Origin of the sequence: Nonomuraea sp. NPDC050022, from assembly GCF_044460705.1 — a bacterium.
Classification (GTDB): Bacteria; Actinomycetota; Actinomycetes; order Streptosporangiales; family Streptosporangiaceae; genus Nonomuraea.
Genome location: NZ_JBITKE010000003.1, coordinates 869,595 through 895,395, shown reverse-complemented (window position 1 = coordinate 895,395; position 25,801 = coordinate 869,595). Strand labels below are relative to the sequence as shown.

General features: G+C 70.8%; 20 protein-coding genes. 12 read left to right on the top strand and 8 right to left on the bottom strand.

The window, feature by feature from the left end; genetic code table 11:
* Positions 1 to 6: 6 nt before the first annotated feature.
* Complete coding sequence (locus tag ACIBO2_RS15590; protein WP_357644750.1) at positions 7 to 600, bottom strand: TetR family transcriptional regulator; 594 nt, start codon at positions 598 to 600, stop codon at positions 7 to 9.
* 242 nt (positions 601 to 842) lie between these two features.
* Here ACIBO2_RS15590 and ACIBO2_RS15585 point away from each other — a divergent pair, with 242 nt between their 5' ends.
* The 6 genes from ACIBO2_RS15585 (at position 843) to ACIBO2_RS15560 (ending at position 7,465) form a co-directional block, all read left to right on the top strand.
* Complete coding sequence (locus tag ACIBO2_RS15585) at positions 843 to 2,507, top strand: AMP-binding protein (protein ID WP_358539152.1); 1,665 nt, start codon at positions 843 to 845, stop codon at positions 2,505 to 2,507.
* Positions 2,507 to 3,547, top strand: coding sequence for an acyl-CoA dehydrogenase family protein (locus ACIBO2_RS15580; protein WP_397297483.1), 1,041 nt, complete (start codon positions 2,507 to 2,509; stop codon positions 3,545 to 3,547). Before ACIBO2_RS15585 ends, ACIBO2_RS15580 begins: the two co-directional genes overlap by 1 nt.
* Positions 3,547 to 4,701: an acyl-CoA dehydrogenase family protein gene (locus tag ACIBO2_RS15575; protein ID WP_358539158.1), complete on the top strand. Its 1,155-nt coding sequence runs from the start codon at positions 3,547 to 3,549 to the stop codon at positions 4,699 to 4,701. Before ACIBO2_RS15580 ends, ACIBO2_RS15575 begins: the two co-directional genes overlap by 1 nt.
* A complete protein-coding gene (locus ACIBO2_RS15570) occupies positions 4,698 to 5,753 on the top strand; it encodes an OB-fold domain-containing protein (protein ID WP_358539163.1) in 1,056 nt (351 codons plus the stop codon). The genes ACIBO2_RS15575 and ACIBO2_RS15570 overlap by 4 nt, the downstream gene beginning before the upstream one ends.
* Positions 5,753 to 6,166 carry a MaoC/PaaZ C-terminal domain-containing protein gene (locus ACIBO2_RS15565; protein ID WP_397297480.1) on the top strand — a complete coding sequence of 138 codons (414 nt, stop codon included), beginning with the start codon at positions 5,753 to 5,755 and terminating at the stop codon, positions 6,164 to 6,166. The genes ACIBO2_RS15570 and ACIBO2_RS15565 overlap by 1 nt, the downstream gene beginning before the upstream one ends.
* 132 nt (positions 6,167 to 6,298) lie before the next feature.
* Positions 6,299 to 7,465 carry a lipid-transfer protein gene (locus ACIBO2_RS15560; protein ID WP_358539175.1) on the top strand — a complete coding sequence of 389 codons (1,167 nt, stop codon included), beginning with the start codon at positions 6,299 to 6,301 and terminating at the stop codon, positions 7,463 to 7,465.
* Positions 7,466 to 7,484: 19 nt separating this feature from the next.
* On the opposite strand, the gene ACIBO2_RS15555 is transcribed toward ACIBO2_RS15560, so the two are convergent.
* Both ACIBO2_RS15555 and ACIBO2_RS15550 read right to left on the bottom strand, forming a co-directional pair.
* Entirely contained in the window at positions 7,485 to 7,886 is a 402-nt protein-coding gene (locus tag ACIBO2_RS15555; RefSeq protein WP_358539178.1) for a hypothetical protein, read from the bottom strand.
* 295 nt (positions 7,887 to 8,181) lie between these two features.
* Entirely contained in the window at positions 8,182 to 9,687 is a 1,506-nt protein-coding gene (locus ACIBO2_RS15550) for a hypothetical protein (protein ID WP_397297477.1), read from the bottom strand.
* A gap of 265 nt (positions 9,688 to 9,952) precedes the next feature.
* Between ACIBO2_RS15550 and ACIBO2_RS15545 the strand changes: the two genes are divergently transcribed.
* Genes ACIBO2_RS15545 through ACIBO2_RS15525 form a run of 5 tightly spaced genes read left to right on the top strand, consistent with a single transcriptional unit; the run spans position 9,953 to position 13,898 of the window.
* Positions 9,953 to 11,011: an ATP-binding cassette domain-containing protein gene (locus ACIBO2_RS15545; protein ID WP_358539183.1), complete on the top strand. Its 1,059-nt coding sequence runs from the start codon at positions 9,953 to 9,955 to the stop codon at positions 11,009 to 11,011.
* Positions 11,012 to 11,063: 52 nt separating this feature from the next.
* Entirely contained in the window at positions 11,064 to 11,738 is a 675-nt protein-coding gene (locus tag ACIBO2_RS15540) for an ABC transporter permease (protein WP_358539186.1), read from the top strand.
* On the top strand, positions 11,735 to 12,406 hold the full coding sequence (locus ACIBO2_RS15535; protein WP_357949999.1) for an ABC transporter permease subunit: 672 nt from the start codon (positions 11,735 to 11,737) through the stop codon (positions 12,404 to 12,406). The genes ACIBO2_RS15540 and ACIBO2_RS15535 overlap by 4 nt, the downstream gene beginning before the upstream one ends.
* A gap of 36 nt (positions 12,407 to 12,442) precedes the next feature.
* Positions 12,443 to 13,372 (top strand): ABC transporter substrate-binding protein, encoded by a 930-nt coding sequence (locus ACIBO2_RS15530; RefSeq protein ID WP_358539189.1) that lies wholly within the window; start codon positions 12,443 to 12,445, stop codon positions 13,370 to 13,372.
* 40 nt (positions 13,373 to 13,412) lie between these two features.
* Positions 13,413 to 13,898, top strand: a complete 486-nt coding sequence (locus ACIBO2_RS15525) for a flavin reductase family protein (protein WP_358539192.1) — start codon at positions 13,413 to 13,415, stop codon at positions 13,896 to 13,898.
* An 80-nt stretch (positions 13,899 to 13,978) separates the two neighbouring features.
* On the opposite strand, the gene sppA is transcribed toward ACIBO2_RS15525, so the two are convergent.
* From sppA to ACIBO2_RS15500, 5 genes are all read right to left on the bottom strand, one after another.
* Positions 13,979 to 15,676: a signal peptide peptidase SppA gene (gene sppA / locus ACIBO2_RS15520; protein WP_358539195.1), complete on the bottom strand. Its 1,698-nt coding sequence runs from the start codon at positions 15,674 to 15,676 to the stop codon at positions 13,979 to 13,981.
* 81 nt (positions 15,677 to 15,757) lie between these two features.
* Positions 15,758 to 17,155, bottom strand: coding sequence for a S8 family serine peptidase (locus tag ACIBO2_RS15515; protein WP_358539198.1), 1,398 nt, complete (start codon positions 17,153 to 17,155; stop codon positions 15,758 to 15,760).
* A 110-nt stretch (positions 17,156 to 17,265) separates the two neighbouring features.
* Positions 17,266 to 19,146, bottom strand: a complete 1,881-nt coding sequence (locus ACIBO2_RS15510) for a S8 family peptidase (RefSeq protein ID WP_397297473.1) — start codon at positions 19,144 to 19,146, stop codon at positions 17,266 to 17,268.
* Between the two features lie 65 nt (positions 19,147 to 19,211).
* Positions 19,212 to 21,371 carry a 1,4-alpha-glucan branching protein GlgB gene (gene glgB, locus ACIBO2_RS15505; protein ID WP_397297666.1) on the bottom strand — a complete coding sequence of 720 codons (2,160 nt, stop codon included), beginning with the start codon at positions 21,369 to 21,371 and terminating at the stop codon, positions 19,212 to 19,214.
* A gap of 286 nt (positions 21,372 to 21,657) precedes the next feature.
* A complete protein-coding gene (locus ACIBO2_RS15500) occupies positions 21,658 to 24,873 on the bottom strand; it encodes an AfsR/SARP family transcriptional regulator (protein ID WP_397297471.1) in 3,216 nt (1,071 codons plus the stop codon).
* An 82-nt stretch (positions 24,874 to 24,955) separates the two neighbouring features.
* On the opposite strand from ACIBO2_RS15500, the gene ACIBO2_RS15495 reads away from it, so the two are divergent.
* A complete protein-coding gene (locus ACIBO2_RS15495) occupies positions 24,956 to 25,795 on the top strand; it encodes an NAD(P)-dependent oxidoreductase (RefSeq protein WP_397297469.1) in 840 nt (279 codons plus the stop codon).
* Positions 25,796 to 25,801 lie beyond the last annotated feature (6 nt).

Below are 25,801 nucleotides of genomic sequence, written 5' to 3'. Positions count from 1 at the left end.
CGCCAACTAGAGGTCGTTGACCAGCCGTGCGGCGGCGATCTCGATGCGGCGCTGGATCTGCTCATAGGTGCGGCGCCCGCGCAGCATCTCCAGCAGCTCCTGCACCCACACGCTGGACAGCGACCCCGCCAGGTCGAGCTGCACCTCGCTGGCCCGATCCCGTGTGAGGTCGGCCGACACGCGCAGCAGCAGCCCCGTCATCCGGTCGCCGAACGGCGTCTCCACCTCGGCCATGATCAGCGATCGGATCAGCGCGTCGGCCAGCTCCGGCTCGCGCATCAGGCCGCGCGTGGCGCGCATCAGGACGTCGACCGCGCGGCCCGCCGGGGTGGAGGCGCTCGGCGGACGGCGCTGGATGCTGCTCTCCAGCAGGTCGATCTCCTCGCCGACGACCGCCACGACCAGGTCCATCTTCGACGGGAAGTAGCGGTAGAGGGTGCCGAGCGCGACGCCCGCCCGCTCGGCGACCGTGCGCATCTGCATGGCCTCGACGCCGCCGCGCGAGGCCAGGGCGGCGGCGGCCTGGACGATGCGCTTGCGGCGCTGGTGCTGGCTACGCGTACGGACGCTGTGACCGCCGGACGTGGAATGGCTCTCCATGATCCCCTCGGTGTCGCTGGGGGGCGCGGCGGTGGTCGCCTGCGGGGTACGCATGAGAACACGTTATCTGATTTCTCGATAACTCGGCTTGTTACTCGCGAGTCACAAAGAGCCTGCATAGACGCATGTCTGCGGCGCTACAGGCATATATCCAGACTTGTTGGGATGTGTCGTGGCTAGACAGATATTAGAATCTGTTCTAGTTTGCGGAACTGTTGACCGAGCGCTTGCTGGGAGGGTCGATGGCCGCGGACACACTCGCCGCCCTGCTGCTGGCCCGGGCCGATGATGACCGTCCGGGGCTGGTGTTCGAGGATCGCGTGTGGTCGTGGCGCTCGGTCGTGGCCGCCTGCCGTACCGCCGCCGACTGGTTGACCTCTCGCTCCTTCGACGGGCCGCCGCACGTGGGGGTTCTCTGCGACAACGTTCCGGAGATGGTGTTCCTGCTGGGCGGGGCCGCGCTCTCCGGGCGGGTGCTGGTGGCGCTGAACCCGACCCGATCAGTGGCGGAGCTGACCCGCGACGCCCAGGCCACCGACGTCGGCCTCCTGCTGTGGGACGCGCCTTATGGGACGGTGGCGCGGTCCGTCGCCGAAGCCTCGGGTACGGCCTCGACGCCCGTCCCGGACTGGGGCTCGGGGGACGCGCCTGACCTGCCTCTTCCGGGGCCGGACGCGAGCCTCGAACCGGACGCGAGCCCTGATCCGGGCACGGGTCCGGCTGATCCGGGCGCGTTGGTCATGCTGATCTTCACTTCCGGGACGTCCGGACGGCCGAGGGCAGTGCGGATCACGCAGCGGAAGATCGCCGTCCCCGGCGTCTCGCTGGCCGCGATGCTGACCCCCGCCGACGCCGTCTACTGCGCGATGCCGCTCTTCCACTCCGGCGCCGTCATGGCCGCCTACGCCCCCGCCGTGGCGTCAGGGGCGGCGCTGGTGCTGCGGCGGAGGTTCTCCGCGTCGGGCCTGCTGCCGGACATCAGGCGGTACGGCTGCACGTACCTCCACTACGTCGGCAAAGTGCTCTCCTACGTCCTGGCCACCCCGCGACAACCCGACGACGCCGACAACCCCCTGAAGCTCGCCTTCGGCAACGAGGGGAGCGCCACGGCGACCAGACGGTTCGGGGGGCGGTTCGGCTGTCACGTGATCGACGCGTTCGGGTCGACGGAGACGGCCATCTCGCTCACCCCGGACCCCATGGGACCGCCCGGCTGCCTCGGCAGGCTGCCGGCGGGCATCGAGATCCGCAGCTGGCTGACCGGCCTGCCGTGCCCGCCGGGCCGCGTCGAGAACGGGCGGCTGCTCAACCCCGACGAGGCGATCGGCGAGCTGGTGAACATCGGTGGCCTCGGCCTGTTCGACGGCTACTACAACGACCCGGAGGCCGACGCCGAGCGGATGCGGGAGGGCGCGTTCTGGTCGGGCGATCTGGCGTACGCGGACGCCGACGGCTACGTGTTCTTCGCCGGGCGGGGCACCGAGCGGCTCCGTGTGGACGGCGAGAACCTGGCGGTGGCGCCCATCGAGGCGGTCCTGCGGGAGTTCCCGGGCGTGATCGAGGCGGCCGTCTATCCGGTGCCGGACGCGGCGGCCGGAGACCAGGTCATGGCGGCGCTGGTCATGGAGGCGGCGTTCGACCCTGTCGCGTTCGCCGGGTTCCTCGCCGGGCGCCGCGATCTGGGTGCCAAGTCGTTCCCCCGGTACGTACGCATCTCCGATGGTCTGCCCCAGACCCCCTCGCACAAGGTCGTCAAGCGTGTCCTGGTGCAGGAGGGCTGGCGGACGGCCGACCCCGTCTGGTGGCGTCCTGCGGGCGCGGAGATCCGATTACTGGGCGGCGCGGACGTCGCGGCGATCGAGCGGGAGTTCGCCCGGCACGGCCGGCAACACCTTTTGGAGAAATAGTGGATTTCAACCTGGATGAGACCCAGCAGGACCTGCGTACCCTGACCGCCGACCTTCTGGCGAAGGAGGCGACCTCGGAGCGGCTGGAGGCGCACGAGAAGAGCGGCCGGCCGTATGACGAACGGCTCTGGCAGGCGCTGTGCCAGGCGGAGTTGATGAGCGTGTGCGTGCCGGAGGACGCGGGTGGCGCCGGGCTCGGGGCCGTCGAGCTGGCCGTGGTGCTCCGCGAGTTCGGCGCGCGGGCCGCACCGGCGCCCGCGCTGGCGACGCTGGTGAGCACGCTCGCGCTGGCCCGCTACGGCACACCCGCGCGGCAGCGCCCGCCGGCCGACGGCGTCGGCACGGTGGCGCTGCGGGAGCCGGGCTGGGCGCCGGCGGCCCCGCCCGTGACCGCCGCTGAGAGGGATAGCGACGAGTGGGTGCTGACCGGCCGCAAGATCGGGGTCCCGTACGGGAGCGAGGCGGCGTACATGCTGGTCACGGCCGCCGAGGGGGTGTTCCTGGTCACCGGCGGATGGACGGCGCGCCCGGAGTTCGCCGCCAACGGCGAGTCGCTGGCCACCATCGTGTTCAACCGGACCCCGGCCGAGCGGCTGGCGGGTCCGGAAGCGGTCTCCGGTCTGCGGCAGATCTTCACGGCGGCCGTCGCGGCCCAGGCGAGCGGCGTGCTGGCCGGAGCTCTCAAATTGACCACCGAGTACATCAAGAACAGGAAGCAGTTCGGCCGGGCCCTGGCCGAGTTCCAGGCGGTCACCGTACAGATCGCCGACGTCTACATCGCCACGCGGGCGCTCGACGTGGCCGTGTGGTCGGGCGCCTGGCTGCTCGCCAACGACCTCCCGGCGGAGGAGGACCTGGCCGTGGCCGCCTTCCACGTCAGTGAGGCGTACAAGGCGCTCTTCACCTGCCAGCACCTGCACGGCGGCCTGGGCCTCGACGTGACGTACCCGCTGCACCGCTACTTCGCCCACGCCAAGCACCTGACGCACCTGCTCGGCGGCGCCGACGCCCAGCTCGACCTGATCGGAGCGCTCGTCTGATGCTGATCGACCTGACCCCCGAGCAGCGCAGGCTCCGCGACGAGCTGCGCGAGTACTTCCAGAACTGCCTCACCGACGAGGACCGCCGCAAGATCTCCCAGGATCCCTTCGGCACCGCCTACATGGAGCACTGCCGCAGGCTCGGCCGCGACCGCAAGCTCGGCCTCGGCTGGCCGAAGGAGTACGGCGGCGCCGGTTACGGCCCGCTCGAACAGCAGATCTTCGCCAACGAGATCGCCCGCGCCGGCGTGCCGTACCCGATCATCACGCTGCAGACGGTCGGGCCCACCCTGATGCAGTACGGCACGCAGGAGCAGAAGGAGATGTTCCTGCCGAGCATCCTGGCCGGAGAATGCCACTTCGCGATCGGCTACAGCGAGCCCGAGGCCGGTACGGACCTGGCCTCGCTGCGGACCACGGCGGTGCTCGACGGCGACCACTACGTCGTCAACGGCCAGAAGATCTTCACCAGCGGCGCCCACTACGCCCAGTACATCTGGCTCGCCACCCGCACCAACCCCGACGCCAAGAAGCACAAGGGCATCACGATGATGATCGCCTCGACCGACGATCCCGGCTTCTCCTGGACCCCGATCATCACCATGGACGGCCGTCACCACACGAACGCCACCTACTACGCCGACGTCCGCGTCCCGGCGAGCATGGTCGTCGGCGAGGTGGACAAGGGCTGGGACCTGATCGTCAACCAGCTCAACCACGAACGCGTCACGCTCGGTCCCGCCGGGAACCTCGGCCAGACCTACGACCGCTTCCTGGCCTGGGCGCGGCGTACCGGGCTGGTGGAGAATCCGGACGTACGACGGGCGCTCGGCAGGGTGCGGGCATACTTCCGGACGAACGAGCTGCTCAACTGGCAGGTCGCGGCGAACATGGACCTCGGCTGGCTGGGCGCGCCCGACGCGTCGGCCACCAAGATCTACGCCTCGGAGCGGGTACAGGAGGTCGGCCGGCTCATCGGCGACATCCTGGCCCGCTACGGCGACCCGTCGGACCCGGAGACGGCCGAGCTCCTGGAGCGCACCGATCACGGGGTGAAGGGCGCGGTGGTGCTGACGTTCGGCGGCGGGGTGAACGAGGTGCAGCGCGAGCTGATCGCGATGCTCGGCCTGAGCCTCCCGAGGCCGCCCCGATGACCGACCCCTCGACTCTCGACCCCGCCACTCCCGAGTCTGTGACCCCCGGCCCCGCCACCCCCGCCCCGTCCACGCCTGCCCCCGTCGCTCCTGACCCCGCGAGCGTGGACAGGGAGCTGCGGGAGCTGGCGGACAAGCAGGTCGCCCTCGGGGAGATGCGCGGCACCCCCGCGGCCGATCCGGTGAACGTGCCCATGATCAGGCACTGGCTGACCGCCCTCGGCGACGCGAACCCGGCCTACCTCGACCAAGGGGTCGCCCCGCCCGCGATGATCCAGGTCTGGACCATGCAGGGCCTCCGCCAGGACGCCAAGGACCGCTCGCCGGTCGACGACATGCTCACCGCGCTGCAGGCGCACGGCTACACGGGCGTGGTGGCGACGAACTGCGAGCAGACCTATCACCGGTACGTACGGCTCGGCGAGCGCCTGACCCCGTCGACCCGCTTCACGAGCCTCGTGGGCCCGAAGCGGACGGCGCTCGGCGAGGGCTACTTCGCCACCTGGAACGTCACCTGGTACGACGAGGCGGACGAACCAGTGGCCGAGATGATGTTCCGAATCCTGAAATTTCGCCCACGCACCGGCAAGCGCCCCAGCTCCACCACCACATCATCCGAGACCGCGAAACCCCCGGAGACCGGCCCCCGCGAGGCGTACCCGCTGCGCCCCGCCGTCAACGCCGACACGGCCTTCTTCTGGGAAGGCGTCCAGCAGGGCGAGCTGCGCATCCAGCGCTGCGCCGACTGCGGTGAGCTGCGCCACCCACCCGGCCCGATATGTCCCGTCTGCCGCTCCACCAACCGCACCCACACCGTGGCGAGCGGCCACGGAACCGTCTACAGCTACGTCGTCCACCACCACCCGCCGGTGCCGGGACGCGAGACGCCCTTCGTGGTGGCAGTGGTGGAACTGCCAGAAGGGGTGAGGATCGTGGGAAACATCGTGGACTGTCCGACCGACGCCGTCAGCATCGGCATGTCGTTGCGCGTGACGTACCGCGCGCTGGACGACGAACTAGTCCTGCCCATGTGGGCGCCAGGGGAGTCGTGATGCGGACGCTGACCGAAGACCAGGTCGAGCTCGGTTCGGTGCTTCCCGAGCTGTCGATCGACCTCACGCCCACGGTGGTCGTCTCCACCGCCCTGGCCACCATGGACTTCACCCCGGTGCACCACGACGTCGAGCGCGCCCGCGCGCAGGGCTCCAAGGACATCTTCCTCAACATCCTGACCACGATGGGGCTGGTGGAGCGGTACGTCACGGACTGGGCGGGTCCAGCGGCCATCATCAGGCGCATCAACGTCAAGCTCGGCGTCCCGGCGTACGCGGGCGACCGGCTGAGCTTCACGGGCACGGTCGTCTCGCGGGCGGCGGGGGAGCTCACAGTCGAGGTACGCGGCAAGGTCAGCCTCGGCGACCACGCCACCGGCACGATCACCCTCACCCTCCCCCCAGCCCCCTGACCCGAACGGCCCCTGACCCGAACGGCCCCTGACCCGAACGGCCCCTGACCCGAACGGCCCCGGCCCGAACGGCCCCGGCCCGAACAACCCCAGCCCGAACAGAGCCCCCTGACCCGAAGGAGTGGCACGTCAGTGCTCAAGTCACGAGCCGCCATCGCCGGCATCGGCGCCACCGAGTTCAGCAAGCGATCCGGCCGGTCGGAGCTGCGGCTGGCGGCCGAGGCCGTGTTCGCCGCGCTCGACGATGCCGGGGTGGCGCCGGGTGACGTGGACGGGATGGTGACCTTCACCCAGGACACCAACCAGGAGATCGCCGTGGCCCGCGAGATCGGCGCCGGTGAGCTCACGTACTTCTCCAGGGTCGAGTACGGGGGCGGCGCGGCGTGCGGCACGGTGGCGCAGGCCGCCATGGCCGTCGCGACCGGCATGGCCACCACCGTCGTCTGCTACCGGGCGTTCAACGAGCGGTCCGGCCGGAGGTTCGGGCAGCCGGACGCCCGCCTGGGCGGCCAGCCGACCTCGCAGGGGCTGGAGATGAGCTGGCACGTACCGTTCGGGCTGATGACGCCCGCCGGGTGGGTGGCCATGTTCGCCCAGCGGTACATGCACACCTACGGCGCCACCTCAGAGGACTTCGGCCGGGTGGCCGTCGCCATGCGCAGGCACGCCTCCACGAACCCCGCCGCCTGGTTCCACGGTCGTCCCATCACCCTGGCGGAGCACCAGGAGTCCAAGTGGATCGTGGAGCCGCTGCACCTGCTCGACTGCTGCCAGGAGAGCGACGGGGCCGTGGCCCTGGTGGTCACGACCACCGAACGGGCCCGGGACCTACGCCGCTCCCCGGCCGTGATCACCGCCGCCGCCCAAGGGGCGGGCGCGGGGCAGATGATGATGACCAGCTACTACCGCGATGACATGAGCGGCCTGCCGGAGATGGGAGTCGTCGGCCGACGTTTATGGGAAATGTCCGGCTTGACCCCGCAGGACATCCAGACGGCCATCCTGTACGACCACTTCACCCCGTTCGTCCTGGCCCAGCTGGAGGAGCTGGGCTTCTGCGGCCGGGGGGAGGCCCCCGACTACCTCCGGGACGGTGGCATCGAGCTCGGCGGCCGCCTGCCCGTCAACCCGAACGGCGGCCAACTGGGGGAGGCCTACATCCACGGCATGAACGGCATCGCCGAGGCCGTACGGCAGCTGAGAGGCACCTCCGCCAACCAGGTGAGCGGCGTCCGCAACGTCCTGGTGACGGCGGGCACGGGTGTTCCGACCAGCGGGCTGATCCTGTCGGCCGGCTGACGGGGGCCTTTTCGCATGCTCAGGCGCTGCTCAACACCACCTCCGGAGCGTCGAGCCATACCCGCTGTCCCTCCGGCGTGACCGTCACGCCGAAGCGCTCCCAGTGCGGCTCGCCCAAGGCAACCCACTGGGCGTACGCCTGGACGACCTCATCCCACAGCGGCCGGTCGCCTACCTGCTGGACGCCGTAGTCGAGATCGCCCGGCCGCCACGTGGCCGCTGCCCACGAGCGAGGATCGTCCGGGTCGGAGACCCACACCCGGGCATACTCGCCTGTGTCGTCGGCCCCCGTGGTGGTGTGTGACAGGCACCCGGTCAGCGCCGCTATGGCCAGGTCCGCGCCCGCGCACAGCTGACCGAGCGCTCGTGGATCGAGCGCTATGCGATAGTGCCGCCGCTCCTGACCCGGCAGTTGATTCATGCTCGGGCGGGTAATGACGCTGCGACCGCAGCATCATTTGACCTGCTCCCCGCCCCTTCAGAGCGGGGAGCAGGTCAACAGTACCCGGCTATCGCGCGCCTGCTGACCGCGCAATGCACAGTGGTCAACGGCGGGGTTGACGAGGGCCTGCGGGTGGCTGCTGAGGTTGTGGACAGCCTGCCGGCCATCCACCGGACGACGATGGTCGAACAGGCCGGGCGGATGGTGTTGTCGGCGGTGCCGGTGGAGCAGTGGGAGCGACCGGCGGTGAGTGATCTGCGGTCAGTGCTGGCAGCTAGCCGATGATGAGCGGGACCGCGAAGAAGACGATCATCGCTATGGCGACGCAGACCAGGAAGCCGACCAGTTCCCACGCCCAGTCGTGGTGCCGGTCCTTGCCGGGGCGTACCCGGGCTCGCGGTACGTCCGGGACGTCCGGGAGGTCCTCAGGTAGGTCGTCCACGATGGGCAGGTCGTCCACGGTCGGCGGGAACGGCAGCGGGGCCGGCAGCCGGTAGATGGGCTCCCTGGCGGCGGTCCTGGGGACGAAGAAGGCGCCCGGCTCCCTGGCCTCGCCCTTGTGTACGAGGATGTCGCCGATGGCGGGCAGTTCCTCGGTGATCGGCTCGTCGTCCAGCACGTCGCCCGGAATGGACGCCGAGAGAGTGAACGGCCGCTTCGGCAAGGGCTCGTCGGCCGGCTGGGCAGGCGCGGGCTTCTCGGAAGCGGGCTGCGGTAAGCGGAACAACCCATCACGCACCGGCCGCGCGTCGGAGGACGGTCGCGCGCCGAAGAGGGCGTCGTCGGGCGCCCGCTTGCCGAAGAGTGCGTCCCCAGATGACCGCGTGTCGGAGAGCAGGTCCCCGGGCGGTCGCGTGCTGGGTGACCGAGGCGTGAAGAACCGCTGTCCCTCAGGAGCCGGACCCTCGGAAGTCAGGCCAGCGGGAGCGGGGCCCTCAAGGGCCGGGCCGGGTCCGAACGGGTCGCGGAGTTTGGGCATCGGTGCCGTGGGTGCCTCGTGCTCCGGCACTCGGGACGGCGACGGCGGGGTCAGCAGTTCCGTCGGGAAGATCCCGGTGCTGGTCGCCGCGTCCGCCACAGCCAACGGCTGCGGCCACGTGGGCGGGCCCGGCCAGAGCGGCTTGACGAACATCGGCGCCGCCGTACGACCGGGCGGGATCTGAGGAGCGAAGTGCGAGTGGAGAGACGCGGGCGGCGGTGGCCAGGGCAACCGCCCCAGTACGTCACGCAACGGCGCCACACCAAGCGCCCCGTAGACGTCGGCCACCGGCTTGGTCACGCGGGTTTCCGTGCAGGCCAGGGTGGTGTCGAGCGCCTGCCGGTAGCGGTGCGTGGCGCTGGTGGCCAGCTCGTCCGCCGTGTCCGGCGCCACGTCGAGCACCCAGGCCAGCTCGGCGCGGTCCAGCCCGCACACCTCGCACAGCACGAGCACCTCGCGCTGGTGCGGGCGCAACTCCCGCAGGACCCGCTCCACCAGCGCGGACGCCGGGTCGATCAGCGGGTCGACCACCGGCGGCGCGTAGACGACGTCGCGGCGCTGGATCTCGCGGCGGGCGAACGCGAACAGGGCGGCGCGGGCAGGCGGCGCCGCCTGCCCGCCGACGCGGGCGGACGCCCAGGCGTCGGCGGCGGAGCCGAGGACGGACACCAGGGCGTCGGCGGCGGAACCGTGGTCTCCGAGCTGGTCAGCGCAGTACGCGAACAGCCCGGCGGCGTAACGGTCGTAGAGCTCCGCGATCAGTTCGGCCCGGGAGGGGTGATCGGTGAGCAAGTCTGTCACGGGGCCGGATCCTCTTGCTGAAATACGGACGCTTGAGGTGGGGGGTGCGGCGTCTGAGTTCGTGGTGTTAATCATGCCAACTTACCCAGGTGCCGCGCACTATCAGAACGGCATTTCGTATGAAACTTGCAGCTAGCTGAAGCGTTTCAGAGAGGCCCGAGGGGACAGAGTGCGCTGGATCGCCGTAGTCTGGTCGTCCTGAGAGATCATGCGGCGGCCGTAGCAGGGGGGCTGCGGCCCCCGCCACGAACGCGAGAGGTCGCGCGTGATCACATTTGACGACGTCACCAAACGCTATCCGGACGGCACGGTCGCAGTCGATCACCTGAGCCTTGAGGCGCCGACAGGTGAGATCACCGTGTTCGTCGGCCCCTCCGGTTGCGGGAAGACGACGTCCCTCCGAATGATCAACCGGATGATCGACGCCTCAGAGGGGCGGATCCTCCTTGACGGTGAGCCCGTACAGGGCATCGATCCGCCGACGTTGCGGCGCGGCATTGGCTATGTCATCCAGCAGGCCGGGCTCTTCCCGCACCGGAAGATCGTTGACAACATCGCCACCGTCCCCTATTTGCTCGGCTGGGACCGCAAGAAGGCCCGTGACCGCGCCATGGAGCTGCTCGAACGTGTGGGGCTCGACTCGGCCATGGGCGAGCGTTACCCGTTCCAGCTGTCCGGCGGGCAGCAGCAGCGGGTCGGTGTGGCCAGGGCGCTCGCGGCGGACCCGCCGGTGCTGCTCATGGACGAGCCGTTCAGCGCGGTCGACCCGATCGTCCGCACCAGCCTGCAGGAAGAGCTGCTCAGGCTGCAGGCGGAGCTGAACAAGACCATCGTCTTCGTCACCCACGACATCGACGAGGCCATCAAGCTCGGCGACCGGGTGGCCGTCCTGCGGGTGGGCGGCAAGCTGGCGCAGCTGGCCGACCCCAAGACGCTGCTGTCGGAGCCGGCCGATGACTTCGTCCGCGAGTTCCTCGGTCATGACCGGGGCATCAGGCGCCTGCAGTTCATCTCGACGGAGGGCCTGCGCCTGCGCGACGACCTGACCGTGCCCGAGGGCTTCGAGGGGCCGACGGACGAGCCGTGGCTGCTCGTCGTCACCGGGGACGACCGGCCGGTCGGCTGGATCTCGCGTGAGCGGCCCGCCGAGCTGGAGCCGTACGGGACGTTCGTGCTCGGCCGCGACTCGATGCGCTCGGCCCTCGACGCGGCGCTGCTGTCGCCGTCGGGCTGCGCGGTGGCCGTCGACGGGGACGGCAAGGTCGTCGGCGCCGCCACCCGGGAGGCGCTCGACGAGGCACTGGCGGAGGCGGCCGATGGCTGACGGACCGCCTTCCATGTGGGCGATGGCTGACGGACCTCCCTCCCTATGGGCGATGGCCGATGGACCTCCCTCCATATGGGAGTGGATCGCGCGCAACTGGGACACCGGACGGGTCGACAGCATCAAGAACCTGCTCGGCGACCACCTGATCATGTCGCTGGTGCCGATCGTCGTCGCGCTGATCGTGGCGCTGCCGCTGGGGCTGGCCAGCGTGCGCTGGCGCTGGCTGTACCAGCCGACCACGGGCGTGTTCAACATCATCTACGCGCTGCCGTCGCTGCCGGTCTTCATGCTGCTCATCCAGTTCACCGGCCTGTCGAAGACGACCGTGATCGTGCCGCTGACCTTCTACGCCTGCGCCGTGCTCATCCCGTCGGTCGTCGACGGGCTCGGCGCGGTGCCCGAGCACGTGCGGCAGTCGGCCGTCGCGATGGGGTTCACGCCGCTGCGCCGCCTGGTGCAGGTGGAGCTGCCGATCGCCACGCCCGTCGTGATCGCCGGACTCCGGGTGGTCGCCGTCTCCAGCATCAGCCTCGTGAGCGTCGGCGCGCTGATCGGGCAGGGCGGTCTGGGCATGCTGTTCACCAGGGCCTACCAGAACCCGTTCGTGCCGCCCGCGCTGGTCGGCATCGTGCTGATCGTGCTGCTGGCCCTCATCGCCGACGGCCTCCTGGTGCTCGCCCAGCGGCTGCTCACGCCCTGGGTCCGGGCTAGGAGGTCCGCGTGAACTGGCTGCTGGAGTTCTTCGGCAAGGCCGACAACTGGTCGGGCCCGGCGGGCATCCCCGCGCGGCTGCTCGAACACCTGGAGTTCTCGGTCATGGCGCTGGCCCTGGCCGTGCTGATCGCGATCCCGCTCGGCCTGCTCATCGGGCACACCGGCAAGGGCGGGATCGGCGTGGTGGTCACGGCCAACCTGGCCAGGGCGCTGCCGACGCTGGGGCTGCTGGTGCTGTTCGTGCTGCTGCTGGGCACCGCGTCCATCCTGCCGGTGATCATTCCGCTCGTGCTCCTGGCCATACCGCCGATCCTGGTCAACACCTTCGAGGGCATCAGGGGCGTGGACCCGGAGTTGCGTGACGCCGCCTATGGCATGGGCCTGCGGAGCGGGCAGGTGCTCGGGCGGGTGCTGGTGCCCGTGGCGCTGCCGCTGATCCTCCTGGGGCTCCGGCTGTCGGCCATTCAGGTGGTCGCCACCACCACGATCGCGGCCTACACCGGATTGGGCGGGCTGGGGCGATTCGTCATCGACGGCTTCTCGACTCAGGATTACGCCAGTGTCGTCGGGGGTTCAGTACTGATTGTGTTGTTCGCGCTCGTCGTGCAGGTGCTGTTCACCCTCGTCCGGAGGGTGACGGTCTCCCCAGGGGTGAGTCAGCGGGTCAAGGTCCGCTAATCTCTCCAATACCTGCCGCTAAGGAAGGAAATAACGATGAAACGCATGTTCGGCACCGCGGCGGTGCTGCTGACGGCATCGCTCGCGTTGGCCGCTTGTGGGGGTGGCGGCAGTGGTGGAGGTAACCCGCTCGACACCACGAGCGCCGCGCCCAGCGGCTCGGCCTCCGCGAGTGGTGGTGGCAAGGTCATCATCGGCTCCGCCAACTTCGATGAGAACACCCTGCTGGCCTCGATCTACGCCCAGGCGCTCCAGTCCAAGGGCGTGCAGGTGGAGGAGAAGCCCAACATCGGCACCCGCGAGGTCATCTACGACCAGGTCAAGAGCGGCGGGCTGACCGTCGTGCCCGAGTACAACGGCAACTTGCTGGCCTTCGTCGACAAGGAGACCAAGGCGAAGACCACCGACGAGGTCAACGCCGGGCTGAAAGAGAAGCTGCCGCCCGAGCTCGAAGTCCTCGACTCCTCTCCCGCCGAGGACAAGGACACCCTGACGATCAGCAAGGACACGCAGGCCAAGCAGTCGCTCAACACCATGGACGACCTGGCCAAGGTGTCCAAGACCATGGTCATCGGAGCTCCGGCCGAGTTCAAGAAGCGCTGGGAGGCGGAGCTCAAGTCGGTCTACGGGATCGAGTTCAAGGACTGGAAGGCCACCGGCGCGACGACCGCCGACGCCATCAAGGACGGCACGGTCCAGGTCGGCAACGTGTTCAGCACCGACCCGAAGATCGCCGCCAACAACCTCGTCTCGCTCCAGGACACGAAGAACCTCTTCGCCGCCCAGAACGTGACGCCGCTGGTCAACAAGGCGGCCGTGAACGACACGGTCAAGACCACGCTCAACGCGATCTCGGCCAAGCTCACCACGCAGTCGCTGCTCGACATGATGCAGAAGATCGCCGTCAACAAGGACGAGCCCGCCACGGTGGCCAAGGAATGGCTGACCTCCAACGGTCTCGGCTGACCCGCCCGGCGAGGGTCCCCGCACTCCGGGGGCTCTCGTCGTGAGCGAGTTCACCGAGGCGATGGCGCAGCTCGCGGCGGGCGTGGCGGTGGTGACCGTACGCGACGGCCGCGACGACCTGGGCACCACGGTCTCCGCGCTGATGTCGGTCTCGCTGGAGCCGCCGCTGATCCTGGTGAGCCTGGGCAGCGGCGGCTACCTCTGCGAGGTGCTGCTGCGCCAGGACCGCTGGGCGGCCTCGCTCCTGTCGGCCGGCCAGGCCGCGATCGCCAGCCGCTTCGCCACTGCCGGGCGGCCCAGCGCCCGCCACCTGGTCGCGGGCATCGCGCACCACCGTGGCACCCACTCGGACGCGCTCGTCGTCGAGGGCGGCGTCGCGGCCCTGGAGGCGGAGACCACCCAGGTGGTTCCCGCCGGGGATCACACGCTGTTCATCGCGCGTGTGCTCGCGGTGCCGTATGTCACGCCCTCGCTCCAGCCGCTGGTACGGCTCCGCGCCCGCTACCGCCCGATGGGCGGCTCCTGACGGCTGGGCGTACGAAAGGCGCCTACGTACGGAAGGCGCTTACGTACGGAAGCGCCAACCGCACATCACGTACGACGGTCTCAGCGGATCGCGTACCAGCTCGGGAGGGTCAGCGGTCCGGCGGCAGGGAGGCCCAGCTCGGCGGAGAGCCGGGCGAGCGGCCCCCAGGCTTCCAGGCGGACCCGGGCCAGCGCGGCGGCCTTGTCCTCGCTCGACTCCGGCCCCAGCAGCCGCTCCAGCGGGTTGAGCCGCGGATAGACCCGCACGGGCGCCTCCGTGCCCAGGCCCGCGCGCTTCCTGGCCATGCCGAGCGCGTCCTCGAGGCCGCCCAGCTCGTCGACCAGGCCACAGGATCGGGCGTCGGAGCCGGTCCAGACGCGGCCGCGGGCCAGCTCGTGGGCGCGCTCCCGGGTCAGGCCGCGACCCTCGGCGACCTTGCCCACGAAGTCATCGTAGATACGGTCGAGCCAGGCGTTGACCCGCTCCCACTGCTCGGGGGAGAAGGCGCGCGTCGCGGAGAACATGCCCGCGTTGGCGCCCCCGGCCACCAGCTCGGAGTTGACGCCGACCTTCTCCAGCAGCTCCCGCATCACCGGCTTGCCGGCGAACACGCCGATGGAGCCGGTCAGCGTGCCGGGCTGGGCGACGATCACGTCGGCGGCCATCGAGACGAAGTAGCCGCCGGAGGCGGCCACGTCGCCCATCGACACGATCACCGGCTTGACCTTGCGGGCCAGCACGACCTCACGCCAGACCGTGTCCGAGGCGACGTACGAGCCGCCGGGGCTGTCCACCCGGAACACGATCGCCTTGACGTGCTCGTCGCGCCGGGCGGCCCGCAGCGCGGCGCTCACCGTGTCGGAGCCCATCGCGCCGCCGCCGCCGAGCGGGCTGCGTCCGCTGCGGCCGGACCTGATCTGCCCGTTGCCGTGGACGAGCGCGATGCCGTCGGCCGTCGGGTGCGGCAGCTTGCGTACGGCCGCGGCCTTGGCGTAGCGGGAGACGTACTGCAGATGCGGTTCACCGCCCGCGGCCCGCTTGACCTCGTCGTAGACCTCGTCGCGATAGGCCAGCCCGTCGACCAGGCCGGCCTCCAGCGCCTCGGCGCCGATGAAGGGCCCCTGGTCGATCAGCTCGCGCACCTTGGCCGGGTCGAGCCGGCGGCCCTCGGCGATGCCCGCGCCGACCTGCTCGATGACCGACTCGACGATGCGGGTCATCGACTCGCGGTGCGGCTCGGTCATGTGGTCCTGGGTGAACATGTTGGCCGCGGTCTTGTACTCGTGCCGCTGGCCGATCTCGTAGTCGACGCCCAGCTTGGCCAGCGTGCCCTTGACGAACCGCTGCTCCAGCGCCACGCCCGTCAGCCCCACGTCGCCGCTCGGCTGCAGGTAGATCCGCTCGAACGCGGTGGCCAGGTAGTAGGGCACGGTGGCGTTGCCGAACTCGCCGAACGTCTCGGCGAAGGCGACCGTCAGCTTGCCCGAGTCCCGGAAGTGGGTCACCGCCTGGCGCAGCTCCTGCACCATCGCCAGACCGAGCGGGTTGCCGCCCATCTTCACGATCAGTGCCTTGACCCGGGAGTCCTGCCTGGCCCGCTTGAGGCCCGAGAGCACATCGGCCAGCCGCGTCTTGCGCATGGACAGCACAGCGGAGAGCGGGTCCGCCGGTGGCCCTTCGGTGAGCCCTTCGGTCAGATCGAGCTCGAGTACCAGCGGAGCGGTGCGCCGCTGGCGAAACCTGTCAACGGTATCCAAGATCGCCTTGCCTGCGTCCATAAAAGCCACCCTAAACGGCAGGAGTCGGTCATGGGTTGACCAAGCTCCTGCCGGGGGTCGGACGGCAGGCCGGGCGAGGGTTTAGAGGGCGGACTGGCTCGGCAGGATCGCCCTGGCGAGGTTGATCCGTTCGGTGCTCACCTCGGTGAACTCGCTGCTGTAGGAGATGTCCATGCCGGTGTTCTGCAGCTTCGCCATGACCTGGGCGACGCTCAGGCCGGGAAAGGCCTGCCTCATCACCGCGAACCCGCCGGTCACGTGCGGCGCGGCCATCGAGGTGCCGCTCAGCTCCGCGAAGGTGCCACCGGGCACCGACGAGTTGATCTTGACGCCGGGCGCGAACACGTCCAGCATCGCGCCGCGGTTGGAGAACGAGGCGATCTGGTCACTGTCGTCCGTGGCGCCCACCGCGATGGCACTGGAGACGCAGGCCGGAGAGGCGACGCCGTCGTTGCCGGAGTTGCCCGCCGCGACCACGGGCGCCACGCCGAGCGACCGCAGGGCGTCGAACTGCGCCTTGTGCGCGCCGGCCCGCGGGTCGTTGTCGCACGGCTCGGTCCACATGCGGCCGCCGCCGAGGCTCATGTTCACCGCGGCGATGTGCCGGGCCTTCGCCGCCTTCGCGACGTACTCCAGCGCGAGCTTCTGGTCGGAGGTGTAGCTCAGGAAGCACGGGGTCGCCGGGGCTCCCGCCGCGCCGCAGGCCGTGGCGCTGTTGATGCGGGTGAAGACCTGGATGGGCAGGATGGCCGCGGCCGGGGCCACGCCGTTGGACGGAGCGCCCCGCACCATCGCGCCCGCCGCTATGCCCGCCACGTGCGAGCCGTGGCGGCATTGGTTGACACCGTTCGCGATGCACAGCGGGGTCTTGGCGTTCGCCGCGCCGAGGCCGGTCTGGCTGGGCTGCCCGTTCGGGCAGAGCGAGACGGCCTCGACGCTCGGGTACGCGGAGGAGAAGCAGGCTTCGTCCGTTATCCGGCCGGCGAAGAACGGATGGTCCTCGTCGATGCCGGTGTCGAGGATGGCGACCGTGGCGCCCTTGCCGGTCCAGCCCGCCGCGTTGGCCCGATCGGAGCCGATCACCTTGGTGCTCACGTCCAGGAGTTTGGAGTTGTCGTCCATGAAGGCCGAGCTCAGCTCGTCCTGATAGACGGACTTGACGCGGAGGTCGTCCCTGAGCGCGTCCAGGCACGCGTCGTCGAGTTCGGCCACGAAGAAGTTCGGCGACTTCGCCGTCTCGACGATCCGCGCGGCCGAGGAGGCCGCCATGATGTCCCTGGCGACGGCTTCGCCGTCCTGGCCCGGATGGAGCTCGACGATCGAGCGGACGCGCTGCGTCCGCTGCATCTCAGCGATGAGCGCCGGGCTGATGAGCGGGCCGCCGGCGCGGCTGTCCGCGCTGCCGGCCGGGGCCGCGACGAGCGCGGCCGAGACCGTGGCGAGCGCGACCATGCCGGTCAGCAGCGGTCGTAGCTTCACTGGTTCCTCCGTGGTGGGGAAAGGCATATTGCCTGCACAGTCCCCACCCGCGAGAAGGGTGATGTCGCTGTTTCCCAAGTGACGCATCTATGCCAGAGAAACCTTTGCCGCTACTTCGGCAGTACGCTCTTCGCCGCCTTCTTCAGCGCGGCATTTGTGGCCTTAGTGGTGAGTCGCACCTTTTCGGCGGACTTCAAGGTTGTTGTCCCGTTGGTTCCGTGGGCCCAGTTCAGCCAGCCCGTCAGCAGGGCGGCGTCCAGTTTCTCCAGGTTGGTCTTCTTCGCCTTCAGTACGCGGTACGCGGTGCCCAGGGATGACGCCTTGGTCAGCTCGGGGAAGACCGTGCTGGCCTTCTGCACCAGGCTCAGGTAGCAGGTGAGCGTGGCGTCGGGCAGCTTGCCGGTGCTCCGGTGCAGCTCCACGGCCCATTTCTTGGCCGTCAGGCGGGTGCCGGTCGTACCGCGCGTACACACCGTGGCGGGGGCCTTGGGGGTGACCGTCACGGTCACGGTCACGGTGAGAGTCGGCAGCGGGACCGGCGTCGAGCTCGACTCCGACGGCTCGGGCGTCGGCGTGGGGCCGCTGCTGTCCGACGGGTCGGGCTCGGGGTCCGGGTCGGACGGGTCGGGGTCGTCGGGGGCCGGCGCCGGGGTCTGGGTGATGGGCGGCTGCGGCGCGCTGCCGGTCAGCGCGGCGAGCACGTCCAGGCGCGGCGTGGTGACCTGGGTGCCGTCGGTGACCTGATAGACGTACGGGCGGCCGGTCGACTTGAGCTTGTCGATCAGCTCGGTCATCGGGGACTGCGGGGACTGCGCCTTCAGCAGCGCCAGCGCGCCCGCCACGTGCGGAGTCGCCATCGAGGTGCCGCTGTAGACGGCGCTCTGGTTGTCGGGCACCGACGAGTCGATGTCCACACCCGGCGCGAACAGGTCCACCCCGGCGCCCCGGTTGGAGAAGTCGGCGATCGCGTCGCTGTCGTCGTTGGCGCCCACGGCCACCGTGGAGGTGATGCAGGCGGGGAACGAGGTCCCCTCGAAGTACTCGTTACCGGCGGCGACCACGGTCGCGACGCCCTTGGCCAGCAGGGCGTCGATCTTCGGCTTGAAGACCGTGCCCTCCTCGCTGTCGTCGCAGGAGCCCTCGGACGGCATGCCGCCCAGGCTCAGGTTCACCGCGGCGATCGGCTGCGTCGAGGCGAGCACGTAGTCCAGGGCCAGCCGCAGCGACGACTCGTACGCCAGCAGGCACGATGCCTCGCCGCATACCGACTCGTCGTTGACCCGGCTGAACACCTGCACCGCGACGATCCCCGCGCCGGGCGCGACGCCGCCGTTGCCGGCCGCGATGCCCGCGACGTGGGAGCCGTGGTCACACAGGTTCTCTCCGTTGTCGGCCAGGCACCTGGCCGTCATGGCGTTGGCCGCGCCCTTGCCGGTCTGCGTGGTCTGGCCGTTCGGGCACAGTGACTCCACGCCCTCGTCCACCGCGGAGAAGCACGCCTCGTCCACGATCCGGTTGCCGAAGTTCGGGTGGTCCTCGTCGATGCCGGTGTCGAGCACGGCCACCGCCTGGCCGGTGCCGACGAAGCCCTGGGCGTGCGCCTGGTCGGCGCCGATCTGGGTGAGGTTGTTCGCCGCCGTCGGGGGATAGGCGCGATCGCGGTGGATCGAGGTGACGCGCGAGTCCGCGGCGAGCGCGGCCAGCTCCTCGGCGGTGCCCTGGACCACCATGAACGGCTGGCTCTCCGGCCGCAGCACGACGTCCACGCTGTCGGCCGCCGCCTGCTTGGCCACGGGCGCGTTCTGCGCCGGGTCGATCAGCTCGACGATGGCGCGTACGGTACCGCCGGTGAGCGCCAGGCCGTCTTCGAGCTTCTCCTGGGTCGCGCTCGGCGAGGGTGTCGGGGTAGACGTGGGGTCGTCGGCGAAGGCCGGAGCGGCCGGCACTAAGGCCAGCAGGATCGCGCACACGATCAAGGAGCGAAGTCGCACGATCCCGGAGTTTAAGGGGATTTATCCGGCGCGCACAGGGGTGGAGGGCCCCTCTCAGCGAACTCTCACTCACTTCCCAGCGCGTCGTGACGCAGCCACACGGCGCCCAGCGGCGGAACCCGCAGCGTGGCGGAGTGCGGCAGGCCATGCCAGGGCTCCTCGACGGCCTGGACCTCGCCCATGTTGCCGACCCCGCTGCCCCAGTAGTCATAGGCGTCGGTGTTGACGATCTCCGTCCACTGCCCGCCGTACGGCAGGCCGAGCCGGTAGTTCTCGTACGGCCCGCCGCTGAAGTTGGCCACGCACGCCACCGCCGACCCGTCGGCCGCGTAGCGGACGAACGAGAAGGTGTTACCCCGGGCGTCGTCGGCGTCGATCCAGCGGAAGCCCTCGGGCGTCGCGTCCTGCTCCCACAGGGCCGGGGTCTCGCGGTAGAGCCGGTTGAGGTCGCGCACCAGCCGTTGTACGCCGGCGTGCCCGTCGAACTCCAGCACCCACCAGTCGAGCCCGCGCTCCTCCGACCACTCCGAGCCCTGGCCGAACTCGCCGCCCATGAACAGCAGCTGCTTGCCCGGATGCGCCCACATGAACGCCAGCAGGGCCCTGAGCTGGGCGAACCGCTGCCATTCGTCGCCCGGCATCTTCCCCAGCAACGAGCCCTTCCCGTGCACGACCTCGTCGTGGGAGAGCGGCAGCACGAAGTTCTCGGAGTAGGCGTACATGAGCGAAAAAGTCATCTGATGGTGGTGGTACTGCCGAAATATCGGCTCATGTCGTAGATAGCTGAGCGTGTCGTGCATCCAGCCCATGTTCCACTTGAAGCCGAACCCGAGCCCGCCCAGGTGCACCGGCCGCGACACACCCGGCCACGCCGTCGATTCCTCCGCCACGGTCGTGATGCCCGGGGCCTCCCGGTAGCAGACGGAGTTCATCTCCTTGAGGAACTCCACCGCGTCGAGGTTCTCCCGGCCGCCGTAGATGTTCGGCGTCCACTCACCCTCGCGCCGCGAGTAGTCGAGATAGAGCATCGAGGCGACCGCGTCGACCCGGAGCCCGTCGATGTGGAACTCCTTCATCCAGTAGAGCGCGTTGGCGACCAGGAAGTTGCGCACCTCCCGGCGGCCGAAGTCGAAGACGTAGGTCCCCCAGTCAGGGTGCTCGCCACGGGCGGGGTCGGCGTGCTCGTACAGCGGCGTGCCGTCGAAGCGCGCCAGCGCCCAGTCGTCCATCGGGAAGTGCGCGGGCACCCAGTCGAGCAGCACCCCGATCCCGGCCTGGTGCATCCGGTCCACGACGTGCCTGAACTCGTCGGGCGTCCCGAACCGGGCCGTCGGCGCGTAGTAGGAGGTCACCTGGTAGCCCCACGACCCGCCGAAGGGGTGCTCGGCCACCGGCAGCAGCTCCACATGCGTGAAACCCATGTCCTGGACGTAGTCGACGAGCTGCTCGGCCAGCTCCAGATAGGACAGACCGGGCCGCCACGACCCCAGGTGCACCTCGTAGACGCTCGCCGGGCCCCGCTGCGCGTTCTTCTCGGCGCGCTCGGTCATCCAGGAGTCGTCTTCCCAGGTGTAGGCGGACTGCTCGACCACGGAGGCGGTCTGCGGCGGCACCTCGGTCCGCCTGGCCATCGGGTCGGCCTTGTCCCGCCACACGCCGTCGGCGCCCAGAATGTGGAACTTGTACCGCTCGCCCCGCCCGAGTTCGGGGATGAACAGCTCCCACACGCCCGAGCGGCCCAGCGAGCGCATCGGGTAGGCGGTGCCGTCCCAGTGGTTGAAGTCGCCGACGACCCGGACGCCACGCGCGTTCGGCGCCCAGACGGCGAACGCGGTGCCGTCGACGTCCTCGTGCCGCATCACCCGCGCGCCGAGCACCTCCCAGAGCCGCTCGTGGCGTCCCTCGCCGATGAGGTGCAGGTCCACCTCGCCCAGCGTGGGCCAGTGGCGGTAGGGATCACGGGCCTGGTACGGCTCGGCGCCCGCGTACTGGACGCTGAAGGAGTAGGAGGGCACCTTGTCGAGCCCCTTGACCGTGGCCTCGAAGACCCCGTGGGCCTGGTGCTTGAGATCGTGGGCCGTCCCGTCGTCCAGCACCACGCGGACCCGTTCGGCCAGCGGGCGCAGCGTACGGAAGGTGACACCGCCCTCGACGGGATGTGCTCCCAGCACGGAATGCGGATCGTGGTGTGCTCCGCCCGCGAGTCGGTCGAGCTCTGTCCTCATCGGCATGCTCCCACCCTGCCCTACGTCAGACCTACAACCCAGGCACTGCCCGCATTCACGCAGACAATCACCGAAAGTGCGAAATCTTGGGTTTATCGCGAGCCAGCGACGGGAGCAAATGCCCGCTTTGGGATGGGTTCTGGGTGATCTGCGGGGGTGGTATCTCCGACCGGCGCCGACGCCAGGAGGGGTCGGCGCGGTGACCGGCCGCCGGTGTTGGGCGCGGTCGGCACGGTGACCGGCCGCCGGTGTTGGGCGCGGTCGGCACGGTGATCCGTCGCTGGTGTCAGGCGCGGTCGGTCACGCCGGCCCGCCGCCCGTCAAGCGCCATCCGCACCGAGGCCGCGATTCGGTCGACATCGCCGCGTTCCGCCTCGGGCAGCGGGGCGCCCACCGACGCCCTGAGCGTGCCGGCCGTGTCCAGCAGCTCGGCCGCCTCTTCGTGATGGCCACCGAGCGCGCGAGCGCCCGCCAGGCCCTCCAGGGCGAGCGCGATCGCGCGCGGATCGCCCACCCGCCGCGCCACCGCCAGCCCTTCCCGCTGCCACTCCAGCGCGGCCACCGCGTCCCCGCGCTGCTCGGCGACGAACCCCAGCTCGGCCAGGATCAGCGCCGCTCCCGGCTCGCCGGCCACCTCACGTACCCAGCGCAACCAGCGGCGCAGCAGCCGTTCGGCCTCATCGAGCCGCCCCTGCCGCCGGGCGACCAACGCCAGCCCGACCTCGGCGAACTCCTCCAACGGCACATCCGATCGCGCGACGGCCAGCCGCCGGGCCCGCTCGTGCAGCTCCCGCGCCCCGTCGAGGTCCCCGGTCAGCAGCGCCACCCGGCCCAGCCTGGACAGCGCGCCGGACATCTCGCTCTGCAGCCCGAGCTCCTCGGCGCCGCGCAGCCCGTCGCGCCGCAGGTCGGCGGCCCGCACGTAGTCGCCGGTGATCTCGGCCAGCGTGCCAAGGTTCTCGGCGGCCCGCAGCTCACCCCACCGGTCGCCCACCTCCCGGAACAGCTCCAGCCCTCGCTCCCCGTCCTTCCGCAGCGCCGCCAGATCGCCGTGCAGCAGCGCTCGCCTGGCCCGCAGGCTCAGCGCCGCCGCCGTGCCCCATCGGTCGTCCAGGGCGAGGAAGGACTCCAGCGCGTCGTCCAGCAACGCGTCGGTGGCCACCGGGTCGTCATAGCCGTACAGCGTGAACGCCAGGAACCACCGCCCCCTGGCCCGGCGCACCGGATCCGCGATTCCGGCGGGCAACCGCTCCACGCCGGAGGGCCGCCCCTGCCCGGACAGCATCCGCAGCCCGGCCAGCCAGACACGGGCCTGCCCGTCGTCGGCGACGGCCAGCACCGCCTCCAGGGTTCGCTGCCCTTCGCCGAGCCTGCCGCGCAGCACCCAGTACCAGGCCAGCGCGTTCACCAGCCGGACCGCCATGTCCGTTGAGCCGCGCCGGAGCGAGGTATCGATCGCGGCGCGCAGGTTGGCCGCGTCGGCGTCGAGCAGCGCCAGCCAGTGCCGCTGCTCGGGTCCGCGCAGGCCCGGCTCGGCGCGTTCGGCGAGGTCGGCGTGGTGGTGGGCGTGCCGCAGCCGGACCGCCTCCGTCTCGCCCGCTTCGGACAGCCGTTCCAGGCAGTACGCGGCCACCGACTCCAGCAGCCGGTACCTGCCGCCGGAAGTCCGTACGACCAGCGACCTGTCCACCAGCCTGGCCAGCAGGTCGAGCACGTCCAGGCCCGGTTCGGCGCAGATCGCCTCGGCGGCTTCGAGCGTGCAGCCGTCGGCGTGTACGGCCAGGCGGCGCAGCACGACCCGCTCGGCGTCGGTCAGCAGCTCCCAGCTCCAGTCGATCATCGCCCGCAGCGTCCGCTGCCGAGCGGGAGCGCCCCGCTGCCCCGTGGCGAGCACCCGGAACCGGTCGTCGAGTCGGGCGGTGAGCTGGCGCGGAGTGAGCGCCCGCAGCCGGGTGGCGGCCAGCTCCAGCGCCAGCGGGATCCCGTCGAGCCGCGCGCAGATCTCCGCCACACCGTCGTCGTCCGGCCCGATGCCCGCCCTGGCGGCGAGCAGCCGCGCGGCGGCCTCCGGCCCGAGTGGCGGCACGCTCCACAGGACCTCGCCGGGTACGCGCAGCGACTCCTGGCTGGTCGCCAGCACGCGCAGCTCGGGCGCGGCCCGCAGCAGCCGCTCGGCCAGCTCGGCGACCTGTTCGACCACGTGCTCGCAGTTGTCGAGGACGAGCAGGGTCGCGCTGGTACGCAGCGCGGCGGCGAGCCGGTCGACCACGGACCCGGGCGCATCATCCCTGACCCCCAGCACCGTCGCCACCACCTCGGCCACCACGCCCTGGGTGGGTGAGGTGGGCGATGTCGGCGATGCGGAGGATGCGGCCGAGGCCAGCTCGACCAGCCAAACCCCGCCGGGAAACGGTCTGCCGGGCTCGGCCGCCGCCTCCAGGGCGAGCCGGGTCTTACCGACCCCGCCCGGCCCGGTCAGCGTGACGAGCCGCCCGGCCCGCAGCAGCGCCCGCACCTCGGCCACCTCCGCGTCCCGGCCGATCAGCTCGGTCAGGGGCGCGGGCAGATTCGTCGCGGGCGGCCCGGTGGGCGCTCCGGCCGGACCGGAGTCCTGCGGCCCGGTGAGCGCTCCGGGCCTACCGGCATCCTGCGGCCCGCCAAGGGACGCGGGCGAGCCGGAGCGGGGTGGTGGTGCGGGCGTATGGGGGTGTGGCGGGTCCACAGGTGGTGCGGGCGGATGGGCGTGAGTGGGGTTCACGGGCCGCGCGGGTGGGTCGAGGGTCGGGTCCTGGCGGAGGATCGCGGCGTGCAGTGCCGTCAGCTCGGGCGCCGGGTCGATGCCCAGCTCCTCCGCCAGCAGCTCGCGCAGCCGCGCATAACCGGCCAGCGCCTCGCTCTGCCGCCCCGCCCTGTACAGCGCCCGCAGGTGTGCGGCCCGCAGCCGCTCCCGCAGCGGGTGCGCGGTCACCAGCTCGGCCAGTTCGGCCGCCAGCGCCCCGTGGTCCCCAAGCTCCAGGCGCGTCTCGGCCAGCTCCTCCAGCGCCACCAGCCGTTGCTCCTCCAGTCGGTCGACGGCCGCCCTGGCGAAGTCGCCGAACTCGGCGTACGGAGCCCCCCGCCACAGGCCGAGTGCCTCGGTGAGCAGCGCCTGCCGTACCCGCGCGTCGTCACTCCGCCCGGCACGGGCGAGCAGGGACTCGAACAGGCCCGCGTCCACTTCCTCCGCGGCCACCGCGAGCAGGTACCCCGGCGGCCGGAAGGCCACCAGCGCGCGGTCGCCGAGCGCACGGCGCAGTTGGGAGACCTTGACGCGGAGCGCGGCGGGCGCGTCGGCGGGCGGGCGGTCGCCCCACAGGTCCTCGATGAGCCGGTCGGTAGAGACCGGCCGGCCCCGGTGCGCCAGCAGATCGGCGAGCAACGCGCGGACCTTGGCCTCGGGCACCTGGACCGGCTGCCCGTCCGGCGTCCACACCGACAGGGGGCCCAACACCCCGAATCTCATCAGCCCCCCATAACAAACTCCAAACCCGACCATAACCCCCGGCCAGCAATGTGGAGGCCGTCAACGGAAAGGACTGCTCAGCATGCGTATCTCTATCCTCGGCCTGGGCCTCATGGGCCAGGCTCTGGCCCGGACCCTCGTCGGGGCCGGTCATAGCGTCACCGTGTGGAACCGTACGGAAGGCAAGGCAGACGGCCTGGGCGCCACCGCCGTGGCGACCGCGGCGGAGGCGGTCGCGGCCAGCCCGCTGGTGATCGTCTGCGTGCTCGACTACGCGGCCGTGCGGGAGCTCCTCGGCTTGGTACAGCTGGACGACCGGGTCCTGCTGAACCTCACCAACGGCAGGCCCGCGGAGGCCCGCGACATGGCGGATTGGGTGGCCGCGCGCGGCGGCGACTACCTGGACGGCGGCATCATGGCCGTCCCCCAGATGATCGGCACGCCCGGCGCGCTGATCCTCTACAGCGGCTCGCCGGCCGCCTTCGAGCGCTACGAGGAGGCGTTGAGCGCGCTGGCCGGGTCCCGCTACCTGGGGACGGACGCGGGGCTGGCGCCGCTGTACGACCTGGCCATGCTCACCGGCATGTACGGCCAGTTCGCCGGATTCCTGGAGGCGGCGGCGCTGATCGCCTCGGAGAAGCGGCCGGTGGCGGAGTTCACCACGGAGCTGCTGCTGCCGTGGATGAACGCGATGGCCGGTCGGACGCCCGAGTTGGCGGCGGCCATCGAGGCGGGCGAGTACGCGACCGACGTCTCCAACCTGGAGGTCAACCGGGTGGGCATGGTCAACCTGGTCCGCGCCTTCGAGGAGCAGGGGGTGAAGCCGGACCTGCTGCTACCCATGGGGGACGTCCTCGACCGGCGGGTGGCGGCCGGCCATGGCGCCGAGGGCCTGGCGAGCCTGATCGAAGAGCTGCGTTAGCGAGAG

What these genes read in the sequence shown, in the direction of transcription:
- ACIBO2_RS15590 (WP_357644750.1), bottom strand. Translation starts at nt 600, where the DNA reads ATGGAGAGCCATTCCACGTCCGGCGGTCACAGCGTCCGTACGCGTAGC.
- ACIBO2_RS15585 (WP_358539152.1), top strand. Translation starts at nt 843, where the DNA reads ATGGCCGCGGACACACTCGCCGCCCTGCTGCTGGCCCGGGCCGATGAT.
- ACIBO2_RS15575 (WP_358539158.1), top strand. Translation starts at nt 3,547, where the DNA reads ATGCTGATCGACCTGACCCCCGAGCAGCGCAGGCTCCGCGACGAGCTG.
- ACIBO2_RS15570 (WP_358539163.1), top strand. Translation starts at nt 4,698, where the DNA reads ATGACCGACCCCTCGACTCTCGACCCCGCCACTCCCGAGTCTGTGACC.
- ACIBO2_RS15565 (WP_397297480.1), top strand. Translation starts at nt 5,753, where the DNA reads ATGCGGACGCTGACCGAAGACCAGGTCGAGCTCGGTTCGGTGCTTCCC.
- ACIBO2_RS15555 (WP_358539178.1), bottom strand. Translation starts at nt 7,886, where the DNA reads ATGAATCAACTGCCGGGTCAGGAGCGGCGGCACTATCGCATAGCGCTC.
- ACIBO2_RS15540 (WP_358539186.1), top strand. Translation starts at nt 11,064, where the DNA reads ATGGCCGATGGACCTCCCTCCATATGGGAGTGGATCGCGCGCAACTGG.
- ACIBO2_RS15530 (WP_358539189.1), top strand. Translation starts at nt 12,443, where the DNA reads ATGAAACGCATGTTCGGCACCGCGGCGGTGCTGCTGACGGCATCGCTC.
- sppA (WP_358539195.1), bottom strand. Translation starts at nt 15,676, where the DNA reads ATGGACGCAGGCAAGGCGATCTTGGATACCGTTGACAGGTTTCGCCAG.
- glgB (WP_397297666.1), bottom strand. Translation starts at nt 21,371, where the DNA reads ATGAGGACAGAGCTCGACCGACTCGCGGGCGGAGCACACCACGATCCG.
- ACIBO2_RS15500 (WP_397297471.1), bottom strand. Translation starts at nt 24,873, where the DNA reads ATGAGATTCGGGGTGTTGGGCCCCCTGTCGGTGTGGACGCCGGACGGG.
- ACIBO2_RS15495 (WP_397297469.1), top strand. Translation starts at nt 24,956, where the DNA reads ATGCGTATCTCTATCCTCGGCCTGGGCCTCATGGGCCAGGCTCTGGCC.